Annotated in this window: 8 protein-coding genes; 2 read left to right on the top strand and 6 right to left on the bottom strand. The window is 69.3% G+C overall.

The features are described 5' to 3' along the window. Positions 1-27: 27 nt before the first annotated feature. From ACFWBF_RS15385 to ACFWBF_RS15370, 4 genes are all read right to left on the bottom strand, one after another. Positions 28-1,056: a hypothetical protein gene (locus tag ACFWBF_RS15385; protein ID WP_385600920.1), complete on the bottom strand. Its 1,029-nt coding sequence runs from the start codon at positions 1,054-1,056 to the stop codon at positions 28-30. 196 nt (positions 1,057-1,252) lie between these two features. Next, entirely contained in the window at positions 1,253-2,251 is a 999-nt protein-coding gene (locus ACFWBF_RS15380) for a terpene synthase family protein (protein WP_385600917.1), read from the bottom strand. 222 nt (positions 2,252-2,473) lie between these two features. Beyond that, positions 2,474-3,532 carry a polyprenyl synthetase family protein gene (locus ACFWBF_RS15375; RefSeq protein WP_385600914.1) on the bottom strand — a complete coding sequence of 353 codons (1,059 nt, stop codon included), beginning with the start codon at positions 3,530-3,532 and terminating at the stop codon, positions 2,474-2,476. 436 nt (positions 3,533-3,968) lie between these two features. Continuing rightward, the gene (locus ACFWBF_RS15370) at positions 3,969-4,496 is read right to left on the bottom strand and encodes a winged helix-turn-helix transcriptional regulator (RefSeq protein WP_385600911.1); all 528 of its coding nucleotides are present in this window, start codon (positions 4,494-4,496) and stop codon (positions 3,969-3,971) included. A 101-nt stretch (positions 4,497-4,597) separates the two neighbouring features. On the opposite strand from ACFWBF_RS15370, the gene ACFWBF_RS15365 reads away from it, so the two are divergent. Continuing rightward, positions 4,598-5,995 carry an MFS transporter gene (locus tag ACFWBF_RS15365; protein ID WP_385600908.1) on the top strand — a complete coding sequence of 466 codons (1,398 nt, stop codon included), beginning with the start codon at positions 4,598-4,600 and terminating at the stop codon, positions 5,993-5,995. Between the two features lie 1,583 nt (positions 5,996-7,578). After that, positions 7,579-9,582 (top strand): RICIN domain-containing protein, encoded by a 2,004-nt coding sequence (locus ACFWBF_RS15360; RefSeq protein ID WP_385600905.1) that lies wholly within the window; start codon positions 7,579-7,581, stop codon positions 9,580-9,582. Between the two features lie 654 nt (positions 9,583-10,236). On the opposite strand, the gene ACFWBF_RS15355 is transcribed toward ACFWBF_RS15360, so the two are convergent. Both ACFWBF_RS15355 and ACFWBF_RS15350 read right to left on the bottom strand, forming a co-directional pair. Beyond that, entirely contained in the window at positions 10,237-10,809 is a 573-nt protein-coding gene (locus tag ACFWBF_RS15355) for a hypothetical protein (protein WP_385600902.1), read from the bottom strand. 1,476 nt (positions 10,810-12,285) lie between these two features. Further along, positions 12,286-12,978, bottom strand: a complete 693-nt coding sequence (locus ACFWBF_RS15350) for a hypothetical protein (protein WP_385600899.1) — start codon at positions 12,976-12,978, stop codon at positions 12,286-12,288. Positions 12,979-13,045: the final 67 nt, after the last annotated feature.

The following is a 13,045-nucleotide window of genomic DNA, read 5'->3' as shown; positions in this document are numbered from 1 at the left end:
GATCCTCGTCGCCACTCTGGGGGCATCTCAGGTACCCAGGGGCTGGATGTCGGCGTGGTAGCGGTGGGTGTCCTGCTGGTGCCAGTCGAGGTTGCCGCGCAGCCAGTGGCCCAGCAAGCGTGACCACGTCTGGACGGCCCCGCACTCTTCGGCGTTGAGGGCGAGGTCGGTGCTGGCGTCGGGGAGGGTGAGGGTGAGGCGGTGGAAGTGGCGCATGGTCTCGTTCGCCCGGTCGACGAGGGAGTGGACGGCCTCGTCGCGGGTGCAGCCGTACTCGTGCTGGGTGATGAAGACGCCGTTGAGGTGATCGCCGGCGGCGGCTTCCCGGCGGGCGCTGTGGATGTCGTTGACGGCCATGGTGTGGTCGGGTACCAGTGCGCGCATTGCGGTGATGGTGCTCGAGTTGAGTACCGGGTCGGGTAGGTAGAGGCCGGCGAGGTGTTCGGACAGCCGGGTGAAGGGAACGGCGGCGCTGGTGGTGCGGAGGGTCTCGCGGTAGCGGGCCAGGGAGGGCCACAGACGATCTCGGCGCCAGGTGGCTTCGGTGAGGTATGCCTCGATCCACTGGGACCAGCCGTCGGCGAGCTGGCGCCGCCAGGGCTGGGGAATGGGCTGGCACTGTTCCCACAGCTCGCCGAGGGCGAGGACGAACGGGTCATCGCTCTTGCAAGCGAGTTCCGGGTCGTCGTGGTCGAGGACGTCCACGAGCCGGCGGACGGTGGGATGGATCGTGTCGGGGTCATCGGTGCCGAGGTGGTCGTCGAGTTGGGTGGTGTAGACGATCCAGTCGCAGAAAAGGTCCAGTGATGGTCCGCGCAGCGTGGGTGCCACCCGGGCGGCGTAGAGGTCCAGACGCATGGCATCGACGTAGGTGCGCTGGGACTGGCTCGTGATGATGCCGGCCCGGGTGAGCCAGGTGAGGGTGTGTGCGCGGGCCGCCTCGGCGTCGGGGCTCACAGCGGGCGTGATGGGGCACCACAGGAGGCCGGCGACATCGGGCGGGGCCGTGGTGCCGGCCGGTGGGATGTCGATGACGAGGTTCTTCTGAGTGATCACGAGAGCCGCTTTCAGTCAGGTCGAGGGATGTGCGGCGCCGGCAGAACGCCGTCCCGGCCCGGGCGGGGGCCGCAGGGAACGGCGGCTCCGGAGAGAGGCCGTGGTGTCTGCCGGAATGGGGCTGTGGGCTGTGGGTCCGGGTTTCCGTTCGGCACGGTGGGCCCGGTGATGGCCGGCTCGGGAAGGGGCACTGTGCTCAGGTCTTCTCTGCCTGCAGCCAGTCGGCTTCGGGGTGCGCGCCGGAGTAGCGCAGGGTCATGTGGCGGTACCACGCGTCCCAGGCGCCGGGGAGGTTGGCGAGGAGCGCGACGTACTCGCGGACCCGTTCGGCTTCCGGCCCGAAGTCGGGGAGGTTGTCTTTGAGGAAGGCGAATTCGTCGATGGCCTGCTGGTTGAGGTGCAGGGCGTAGCGGTAGCACTGTTCGAGGGAGAGGTTCCAGTGGTACTCGGCGGCGAGCAGGATGTTCATGACCTCGCCCTGGTCGATGCGTTCTCGTTCCCGGTGGACGGTGGCAACGTCGTTCTGGACCACGACCATGCGGGCGATGAGCCTCCACATCCTCTGCAACACAGGATGGGCCGCCGTGACCGGCGACAGAGGGCTTGGCAGCAGGAGCTCCAGGAGCGGCACGGTGAACACGACGCCGATGGAGTACTCGCGGCTGGAGAGCACTTCCTCGACCTGGGGGATGACCTTGGCTCGCCGGTGGACGCCTTCCCTGGCTGTTCCGTTGGCGAGGAAGGCGCGCAGGCACTCGGCGTAGCGGATCACGAAGTCGGTGGGTGAGATTTCCCGCAGTTCCCGTCCCGCTCGGGCCACGAGCTGGAAGATCCCGTTGTCGTCCTCCTGCACGGGGGCGCCCAGGATGAGCTGGTGCACGCGATCGGCTGCGGCAAGCGTGTCCTGAGGCTCGGCGAACTCGTAGTAGTCATCCAGGACGGTGGTGTACAGGAAGGAAAGAGCCGCCGGCCTGATGCGCTCCAGGGAGCCGTAGGGGAGGATGACCGCCGCCGACCTCCCGAGCTGCTGGTCGCCATACATGGCGGCCGCGTTGTCCGGCAGAAAGCCGAGGTACTCCACAGCGCAGGTCCTGGCCCATTCCTCCATGGTGTCGATGTGCGGATGCGGGCAGCACGTCCAGGGATAAGTGGGAAGGGGGAACATGAAGGCGGGGCCGGGAAGCGCCAATGTCACTCCTGATGTCGTGGAAATCTACGGGAGAGCGGGCTGAGGGCCTCGCCCGGACTACCGGGGAAGATGCCGAAGCGCGGCGCCGGCCCCATCCGACAGCTTGCTCAGTCGCGGTCGGCGCGCCTGTGTGCAGACGAAACCATCGTCGGACGAAGTCGCAGGCTTCGGTCCCCACAGGCTCCGTCTCGTATTCGAGGGCAGACTCACGGCAGAGAACGCCGAGGGTCATGAGGTTCTGGCCCTCTGGGAGTCGGTGAATACCTGCAGGGCGGCTGTCACGTACGGCGGAAAGCACGAGACTGCCAGTGCGTGACGGGCCTGTTCGAGGCGGTCTCGGATCATGTTCTCGGTCTCGGCGAGCGCACCTGTGGCGACGAGGATCTCCCGGACCCGGCCAGCTCCTTCACCGTCGAGGGCCGGGGTGGCGACGAGGGTTTGCAAGTCGTGGAGCTGGGCGGTGTCCGCTCGCCGGAGGGCGAGGGCCAGCAGAACGGTGTTCTTGCCGTCCCGCAGGTCCTCAAGGGTCGACTTGCCGGTCAGGGCGGAGTCGCCGAACACTCCGAGGACGTCGTCACGGAGCTGGAACGCCTCCCCCAAGGGCACGGCGAACGCTGTGCACGCCTCAAGGAGACCAGGACCGGCGCCGGCGAGCGTGGCACCGATGTGGAGGGGACGCTCACAGGTGTACTTCGCCGTCTTGTAACGGGCCACCTGTAACGCCCGTTCCACATCAGCTGACAGGTGCCCCGAGGCGGCGATGTCGAGGTACTGCCCAGCCATCACCTCCGTGCGCATCACGTCCACGAGCGGAAGTACGGCCGCCAGTCGGCCGGGCGTGAGGCCGGCGGCGTGGATGAGTTCGTCCGACCAGGACAGGGCCAGATCCCCGACAAGTACCGCCGCTGCGGCTCCCACGTGCCGGGCCTGAGCAGTGCTTCGGCCTTCGGCATGACGGACAGCCAGAGCGTGGTGGACGGTCGGCAGGCCACGCCGGTGGCTGGAGTCATCCATCACGTCGTCGTGGATCAGCGCGAAAGCGTGGAACAACTCCAGCGACGCGGCGACCCCGACGACCGGGGCAGGAACATCCGCGGTTCGCCCGCCGGAAGCCAGGCCCGCAGAAGCTTCCGGGCCGGCCACCGCGAACCAGCCCAGCAGACACAGCAGCGGCCGCACCCGTTTGCCGCCGGCAAAGACGAACCTGCGCAGCTCGTCCACCACCTCGGCGGGCAGAACGGACCCCTCGCCACCCGGGCGGGACTTGATGTCGAGGAAAGCGGCCAAGTGGTCCTCGACCGCTTGCCGTAACCCCGTGAGGTCCAGCCTCAGATCATCACGAACCCTCACGCCCACCGGCCCCCATCCGACACGCCGCCGCAGAATCGGTACTGCTTCCGTTCCTGAAGGCGCCGAATCACACCAGGCCACCTCAGGACATGACGCAAGGTAACCATCCGAACGCTGAAGGCGATACGGTGATCTCGGCCAGCCGACCAACGGCCGACGGCGAAAACCACCCCCGTTCCATCACCGCCAACGTCCCTGCCGGCCTCCGAAGCGAGAACAGCTCCGCTGCCGAACCACACAGCGAAGAAGGCGCGAGTTCCCTCGGGTACGGGATGACGGGCTCGACAACGTCACCAGACGCGTCGAGGACGGCGCACCGGGGACCGAGGCGGTGTCTTCGAGGCGACCCCTTCGCCCCTGATCGCTGCTGAGTTCAGGAGCCTTCGATCGGCCCGGCCTGATCCCATCCGGGTGCCCGCACGTCGATCGTGAGACCTCCCGGCCGGACCTCCTCGCCGCAGGTTCGGCACGTCGACGTCAGATCGAGGTCGTGCTCGGCGTCGTGCTCGGAGCCGGGCCCGCCGCGATGGCGGAAGGCGACCGGCGGAGTGTCCACCGCCCAGTTGTCGCCCCAGGTCAGCAGGGCGCGCATCACCGGTGCGAGATCGCGGCCGGCCTCCGTGAGGTGGTACTCGAAGCGCAAGGGGCGCTCGCTGTAGGGGCGGCGCTCGACCACGCCCGCCTCTTCCAGTGCGCGCAGTCTGGCGGCGAGGCGGTCGCGGGGGGCGCCGGTGTTGCGGACGATCTGGTCGAAGCGCCGGTTGCCGTAGAAGATCTCGCGGATCGCCAGGAGGGCCCAGCGTTCGCCGACGAGTTGCAGCGCGGCGGCCACGGAGCACGGCCGACCGGGCACGTCGGGGTGCGGGACCGAGCTCTCACCCTGCTTCGTTTTCGAGGTCACGTCCCCATCCTCCCCCGAGTCCGTTGTGTTTTCAAACCCACACGGCTAGCCTCCGAGCCATGACAGTTGGAATTTCAAACCCACAAAGGGTGTCCCGAGCCGTGTTCGCGACGGTCGCGGCCGCGGTCTTCATGTCGAACCTCGACCTCTTCATCGTCAACGTGGCCCTCCCGGCGATCGGCCGCTCGTACGGCGGCAGCGGCCTCGGCTCCCTCTCGTGGGTCCTCAACGGCTACGCGATCGTCTTCGCGGCGCTCCTCGTAGTCGCCGGCCGCGTCGCCGACCGCTCCGGTCACAAGCCGGTCTTCCTGACCGGATTGGCGGTGTTTACCCTCGCCTCGGTCGGCTGCGCACTCGCTCCCAACGTCGGGACGCTGGTCGCGGCACGGCTCGTGCAGGCCGCCGGCGCCGCACTGCTGATGCCGACGTCGCTCGCGCTGCTGCTCGACACGACGGCGCCCGAGAAGCGCGCCGGGGCGGTGCGGGCCTGGGCGTCGATCGGCGGGATCGCCGCCGGACTCGGGCCGGTGGCCGGCGGGCTGCTGGTCGAGGCCGGATGGCGCTGGGTGTTCATCGTCAACGTGCCGGTGGGCATCGCGGCGTTCGCGCTCGGCGTCAAGGTGCTGCCGTCGCCCGGACGCGCCGGGGCGCAGAAGAGTCCGCTGCCCGACCTGTTCGGCGCCGCCCTTCTCACCGGATCCATCGCAACGCTCGCGCTCGGCCTGGTCAAGGCTCCTGACTGGGGTTGGACGAGCGCCCGCACCCTCGGCGGCCTGGCCGGCGCGGTGCTGCTCGGCGTCTGGTTCGTCCTGCGCTCGGCCCGCCACCCCGTGCCGATCGTCGAGCTGCCGCTGCTCCGGGTTCCGGCGTTCGCATCCGCCGCGGCCGCCCTGACGCTGTTCACCGTCGCGTTCGCCGGAATGCTGCTCGGCGCGGTGCTGTGGTGCCAGGGCGTGTGGGGCTACTCGGCTCTGCACACCGGCCTCGCCATCGCGCCCGGACCCTTGCTGGTGCCGCCGGTCGCGCTGCGGATCGGACCCGCCGTCGCCCGATTCGGTGCGGGCCGCATCGCGATGGCGGGAACCGTCCTGTTCGCCGCCGGCATCCTGTGGTGGGCCGCGACGCTCGACACCGGCTCGACCTACGCGGCCTCGCTCCTGCCCGGCATGTTGCTGACCGGCCTCGGCGTCGGCATGACGCTCCCGGTCCTGACCGGGGCGTCGGCGGCCGCCCTGCCGCCGGCCCGCTTCGCCACCGGCTCGGCCATCACCTCGATGGGCCGCCAGATCGGCGCGGTCCTCGGCGTCGCGATCCTGGTCGGCATCCTCGGCACCCCGGCCCCCGGACACGCTGTCGCCGCGTTCCAGCACGGCTGGTACGCGGTCGCCGTGGCGTCCCTGCTCGCCGCGTGCGCGACGGTCCCGCTCGTCCGCGAGCCGCGACCGGCCGCCGCCGAGGCGGCCGACGTCGCAGAGGCCGCGAAGGCCGGCGCCGCCTGAGAAGCGAGTCCCGTCCGTCGATGGACGGACGGGACTCACACTCGCCCGAAGGGCCGCTAAAGGGCCGCGCTCTCAGGAGCGCGGCGCCCGCGAACCCGGATGAGCTCGCTAACGCGGAGCGGCCATGCCCCTGCCGTGCCAAGGCGGCACCTTGCCGTGCCGAACCAGCTCCCGATAATTCGCCCGGTCGACAGGCTCGGCCAGAATGAAGTCGAGCAACCGCGTGGCAACCTCCACAGACGTCGAGGTGTGGCTGAAGTCCTCGAACCAGGGCCAGGACGAGGCGGTCTCGACAAGGCCGGGCACACAGCCGCGACCAGAACGCCGGCCGGCAGATCCGCTCCCCGCCGCTCGGCCGCCACCGCGCGCACCGCGGCGACCTGCGCGCCCTTGGACGGCACGTTGATCCAGTCCGGCCAGCCGAAACTCCGGGCGGTTGCGTCCTGAACGGCGGCGCGCCACGACTCCACGACCGACTCCACCTCGTTGAGCGAGACGCCGTCCAAAAGCGGATGAAGGCCGCTCTTCCAGTTGGCACACGGCCGCCTCGCCGCCCCGGGCGACCTGCACTCCCCGGGCTGCCTGGTTCACGAGCTCCTCGCCGGTGCGGCCCCGTTCACCGGATCGGGCTGGCAGGTTCTCAACCAGCACCTGCACGAAGGTGCTCCTGCTCCGCTGTCCACCCTGCGGCCCAGCACTCCCCCGCGAGCTCGAGCAGCTGGTTTTGGAGCTCCTCGACAAGAACCCCGACCGCCGTTCGACCGCAGCCGAGATCCGCCGGCGGCTCGCCACTGCACTCGGCCCTCTCCGAACTCCCTGTCGCTCCGACCGTCACGCCGGACCGCCGGCCGGCCGCGCCCACCATCGTGGACACGTCGCACCACGCTGGGCGTTCTCGGCACGCTCGCAGGGCTGCTCCTGGCTTCTACGCTCGACCCACCCGGGCCGCCGCGGCCCTGGGCGGATCGGCGGCGGTGCCGCGGACCACCGGCTCGATCGGCTGTCCGTCGATCCCGTCGGCGTCATTGACTCCACCGACAGCCAGTTTGAGTCCCGCAAGCAAATTCTGACCGGACTCGACCCGGCTCAGCAGGGTCAGCCGGGTCAGTGGAAGGAAGGCATCGATCCGGTTGCCGCGCCCTGCCTCGAGATCTTAGCCCTGCGATCCCATCGAGATCAACCGCAGTTGATTGTACATCAACTTCTATCTGGATTACTCGACTTGGCCTGTCAAACCTCCCCCTCTAGGGGGAAGTGCCAGCGCGCGTGATGCGGAATTAGCGACTCCGCGCGTGTGGATCCGCACACTTCAGCGCACGTGTGCGTGCTCACAGAGGCGGCGAGTTGACGAACCAACAGGCGAGCGGGATATCTTGCGGCAGGTATTCATATCTTCAATTGCCGATGCGTGAATGGTTGAATCGCTCTCCTGAATGGCCTTGCCCCAACGCCCCCTGGGCGGTGGTGCGGCAACCGAGGCTCCATCAGGAAGGCCGCCCCGAACCAGGATCGTGGTGCCGGCGCCAAGCGGCCCATGGGACCCGCGCCCGGGCTCAGACCATTCGCGTACCGAAAGGATCACCATGTCAGCAAACGGTTCACGCACTGCGTGGGCTGCCACCCTGCTCGCCACCGCGGTGGCAGGTGGATTCCTCACCGCCACCCCCGCCGCGGCCCTCAACGGCAGCGGCGTGACGAGCGGAAGCCATGCCTTCACCGCGAACCTCAACATCGGCGAGAAGTCCGCCTGCTCGGGCGCGCTGGTCGACGCCCAGTGGGTGATCACCGCGGCGTCCTGCTTCCGTGACGGCACGGCGCCGCTCGCGGCCGGAAAGCCGGCCGTGAAGACGACCGTCACCGTGGGACGCACCGACCTCACGCAGCCCACGGGCACCGTGGTCGAAGCGGTGGAGCTCGTGCCGCATGCCGACCGCGACCTGGTGATGGTCAAGCTCGCCTGGCGGGTCGTCGGGGTCGAGCCGGTCAAGGTCGCTTCCACGGCCCCGGTGGTCGGCGAGCAGCTGACCTCGCTCGGGTTCGGGCGGACGAAGACGGAATGGGTGCCTCAGAAGCTGCACTCGGGCGTCTTCGCCGTGACCTCCCTCGACGGTGGCGCCCTCGGTCTGGACGGTGTCGACGGCGCGGCGATCTGCAAGGGCGACGCAGGCGGTCCGGCCGTACGCCAGAAGGACGGTGCCGTGGAGCTGGCGGCCGTCAACTCCCGCTCGTGGCAGGGCGGCTGCCTCGGCACCGACCCGGCAGAGACCCGTACCGGCGCCATGGACGTCCGCATGGACGACGTGGCCGGCTGGGTCGACCAGGTCCGCAAGACCACCCCCGAAATACGCCTGCAGAGCCTGGTCCCCCAGGTCACCAACGTGATGGCGACGGGCGACTTCAACCGTGACGGCCGCACCGACATCGCCGCCGTCACCACCGACGGCAACCTGCACACCTTCGCCGGCCGGTCCGACGGCACCTTCGAATACGGTCGCCTCATGTGGAAGGCCGACGGCACCTGGGGCTCCGCCACCAAGATGATCGGCGGTGACTTCAACGGCGACGGCATCACCGACATCGCCTCCGTGTGGAGCAACGGCGCGCTGCGCCTGTACACCGGGCAGTCCGACGGCAGCCTGGCCGCGGGCAAGTCGATGTGGGTCGACGAGAAGACCAACTGGAACGGCATGCTCCAGCTGGCCCGGTTCAAGGCGGACGACTCCGGCCGCGACGGACTGATCGCCGTATGGGGAGCGGGTCCCAAGGGCGCTCTGCACGCCTACACCACCGGCGCCGACGGACTGCTGAACGGCCAGCACCGCAACATGTGGCGCGACGCCACATGGCAGGGCATGCAGAAGGTGGCCACCGGGGACTTCAACGGCGACGGCCGTGACGACATCGTCGCAATCGCCGGCGACGGGGCCCTGCAGCGCTACAGCGGCAATGCCGCGGCCGGTCTCGACGACGGCGTCGCGATGTGGCACGACACGACCTGGAACGGCATGCCCGTCCTGCTGTCCGGTGACTTCAACGGCGACGGCAAGACCGACCTCGGCGGCCTGTGGAGCAACCAGCAGCGCTTCAACTTCTACAAGGGCGACGGCAAGGGCGTCATCGCCGGGGGCGTCAACGCCTGGCCGTCCCCCGTCCCGGTGCCGGCCGCGGGTCTCCTGCGCAATGCCAACAGCGGCAAGTGCCTCGAGATCAGCGACTCCAGCAAGGACAACGGCGGCGTCGCCCAGCAGTGGACCTGCGGCGGCCAGGCCGGCGCCAACTGGCAGTTCCGCGCGACCACCACGGCGGGCGTCTACGAGATCGTCAACGCCAACAGCGGCAAGTGCCTGGAGATCGAGAACTCGAGCAAGGTCAACGGCGCCCGCGCCCAGCAGTGGACCTGCGCGGGCATCCCGACCCAGCGCTGGACCATTTCGCAGGCCGGCAGCACCGTCGGCCTGAACATCACGAACGTCAACAGCGGCAAGACGCTCGAGATCAGCAACTCCAGCAAGGACAACGGCGGCACGGCCCAGCAGTGGGGCCACTCCGCGGACCCGTCCTTCGCACCCCAGACCTGGAACATGTAACCGGTTCCGGCAAGCTCGGTACCTTCCTGTAGCGGCCGCCCTCACACCGGTGAGGGCGGCCGTCCGGGTCTGCGGCCGAGAAAGCCGCAGCCTGCACAGGGTTCCGTTCGGCAAGGGGCGAGCCATGGCGCGTACGGGTGCGTCGGCCGTGCGGCGGGTGGCCCTCGCCACCGACGGGATCGGCGGCATCGGGATCAGTTGGCGACGGAGTACGCCCATCGGTACGCCTCGCACTATGGGTTGGTCTGGTGGGTGCACGCGGGGAACACCACGATCGCGGAATGCTGTTCGGCTGATCTCGCGAACTTCTCGTCCTGCCAACCGGAGGCGCACGAGCCGGAGTTATCCGTCGGCTCGGGGCCACGCTCTCCCAGCGTGACGACTGGCTGCTGATCTACGGCAACCTTGATGCTCCGACCACTGCCGACGCGCCACCGGTTGGCTGCGGACACCTGTTGATCACATCGCGTAAGGCTCCGGTCCGCACCCACGGGCGCACCATGCGCGGCGTTCGCGTGCGCTCGGAAGCCGGAGTGACTGCCGAGTCGGAACGGGAGCTGCGCGCTGCCTCCGGGCAGCCGTGAGGGCGAACAGGTAGGAGGCGAGGCGAGCGTTCTTGTCGCCGCGCGCCCCTGCGGCTCTGGGTGAGGCGGCTCACCTGCCGTTGCACGACCGGTTGAAGGCGTTGTTGGCTGCCTGGGTCCAGGCCTTCCAGTAGGCGTCGCTGTGCTGCTGACCGGACTTGTCCGCCACCGGCTTGGTGTTGCAGCTCTTGTTGGCCGCCGCGGCGCCCGCCTGGGTGCCGGCGGCGCGGCCCTGGGCAATGTCCCGACGGGAGCCCGGCTGGACCGGGGTCGTGTTCTGCGGGTTCTGGGGCTTCGGCGTCGCCGCCGAGCCCACCTTCTTGCAGTTCACGAAGATGAAGTTTTGGTCCTCGTTGGCCGCGAGGACCGTGTAGTCGACGTTCTTCTGGAAGCGCTGCACGCGGAAGGTTCCGTCCGGGCCTATCGCCAGGTCCACGGTGCTCTCGCCGTCGTTGAGCTTGCGGGGTGCCGTGAACCCCTCGCCGGTGATCGTGACGTACGTGTCGTTCGGCCCCGGCGTGACCGTACAGCTGGCGGCCGGGACTGCCGCGCCGGCAGCTGGTGCGAGGGCGACGGCGCCGCCGCATACGACCGAGGAGAGGAGCAGGGACGTGACCATGGCGCGTCCGGTGCGTCGGTACATGAGGGTTCTCCGATCGGAAGTCGAGGGGGAGGGGAGAGGGGCACATGTAGGGCAGCCCTCGTCTTCATGCTCCCCCGCCCGTCACGGCGTGTCGACCGGAGGCCCGTGCGGCAGCCGCGGCCGCCGAGCCGACGTAGCATTGGCGGCCGCCGCGCGGCCCGAACAGCTCCCGCCACACCTCCGCCGGCGTCGTACGGTGAGGCAGCATCCGGACCACGCCATCGGGGAAAGCCTCACGGGCCTACCGATGAATCAGCCGCTCCGTCGAGGTCACGCCGCGGCGGTCACGTCGGCCAGAGCCACGGGAACGGCGCACCCAGCGCCCCGGTCAGCCGGGACCAAGCCGGACCCGGCCGCCGTCGCGCCACCGACCTGCCTGGACGACCTCAGGACAGCGAAAATCAGACGCCCGTCACCGGAGCGCGGGCCCGTTCCCGCGGCGGCGCCGCGTGCAGCACCGCACGGCAGCCGGGCAGGACGTGGTCGATGCTCGGGCGGTGACACCCGTTGGAACCCCCAGGCACGGGCGGAGTGCTTCCCTGGGTGAGCCGTAGGCAGGGCGCACGGCAGCCGTCCGCCCCGGGCTGCGGCCGTGGCGACGCGCAACCCGGGACGGAGCGGATTACCCCACCTGCTGGCAGCCGTACCGCGGGTAGATCTGCCTCAGCAGAGAGGTGGCCTGCGGGGTAGTGGTGACCGTGAAGACCGGCCCCCCGTTGCAAGACCACCTGGTAGTCACCAGCGGAGCAGCTTCAGCCGAGGACGGCAGAAGAACGCCGCCAATGACCAGGCAGCCGGCGAGTGCCGTCAGGCACCTGCGATACGTGACCCGCCACATGTCTCTCACCACTTTTCATGAGGTCCGGCACCCAGAGACCGGACGGACATAAAGGATTATTTCGGTGGTGAGTGGAGATGCCGACTTTTGTGTGCTGAACGGGTGTGGAAGGACACGGGTGGCTGCGGCCATCGCTGAGGGGGTGTCGGTGGGCGCGGCCCGCTCCCCTGCTCAGGGAGTGAGAGAACCACCAACCCCGGCACTTGGCGACGTAGGTGGGGCGATCAGAACGACTGGCGCAGGAGTGGGACGCTGGCGCGGCCTGTCATGATGCGTTTTTGGAGCTTAACGTCGTCCCCTGGGTAACCGCGTGTTGGTCTTCGCGCAGGGCGGTCGTGTTCGCGTAGGCGCTGCAGACGTTCCGCCGTGTGCGGGCCGCGCCGACGCTGTGTTCGCGCTCGTCCCAGCGTTGCTGTCAGGGCGGAAGGGCGGCGCGGAGCCCGTCGTAGCACCTCGTGCCAGCTGCGGGCCAGGGCATACACGCGGACGGTGCGGCGGTCCATTCCGAGCTCGCGGACCGCTGCGGCATGGGGGTGCGCAGCTCGGGAAACCTTCGAGGAGACCGGAGTAACCGTTGGACCATAGCTACTCGGCCTGTGCACCGGGCGGTGCACAGGCCGAGAGCGGTCGGGGCCGGGTCAGGTTCCGGCCTTGCACTTGAGCGTGAAGTTGAGCGAGTCCGTCGCGTCACCCGCGGAGAGGGTCACAGCCACGGACGGGGCCGGATTCGCAGGGGCAGCACGCGGAGCGGCCCTCACGGTGAAGGAAGCGGTCGCGGTCGCGGGCTCGGTGAACTTGACCGTGGGCGTGCTCGTCTTGCCCGCGCCCGACCACTTGTACTTCACGTTCCCCGTGCCCGTTCCGGTGATCTTCCCCTGGAAGGTGACGTTCTGCGCCACGGAGCAGTCGACGTCCACCGCGGGGGTGGTCGACGCACCCGTGACCTCCACGTCCGATATGTCGGCGGCAGCGGTAACGGGCGTCCTGGGCGGCTTGCCGCAGCCGACCGCCGGGTTGTTGTGTCCACCACCGGTGACCTTCGCGGTGTAGGAGCCCTTCTTGACGTCCTCCTCCGTGAAGGAGCCCTGCTGGTTCGCGGTGCGGATGAAGTTCTCCGGACCCGTGACCCTGATCTGCTGGCCGGCCTTGAAGTCGGTCAGTACGAGGTCGAACTCGACGGGGTTCGTACCTGGGGCCGCGACGAGCTTGCAGGTCGCCTGTGGGGCTGCGGCGGGCGCCGCCGGCTTGGCATGGGCGGCCATCGCGGGTGTCAGGACAACCGCGGAAGCCACGAGCGGGGTGAGCAGTGCGTAACGAACGTGCCGATTCATGCGTTCCCTCCTAGCCGGGAAGGCATTGCTGGGAGATGAGTCGAGCCACGGGGGGGGCACGGGACGT

Source organism: Streptomyces sp. NPDC060028 (assembly GCF_042736725.1).
Classification (GTDB): Bacteria; Actinomycetota; Actinomycetes; order Streptomycetales; family Streptomycetaceae; genus Streptomyces.
The sequence above is the reverse complement of the archived record's forward strand: the minus strand, read 5'-3'. Positions and strand labels throughout refer to the sequence as shown.

Excerpts from the sequence above, each read along its gene's own strand:
- ACFWBF_RS15360 (WP_385600905.1), top strand. The coding sequence starts at position 7,579 with ATGTCAGCAAACGGTTCACGCACTGCGTGGGCTGCCACCCTGCTCGCC.
- ACFWBF_RS15355 (WP_385600902.1), bottom strand. The coding sequence starts at position 10,809 with ATGTACCGACGCACCGGACGCGCCATGGTCACGTCCCTGCTCCTCTCC.
- ACFWBF_RS15350 (WP_385600899.1), bottom strand. The coding sequence starts at position 12,978 with ATGAATCGGCACGTTCGTTACGCACTGCTCACCCCGCTCGTGGCTTCC.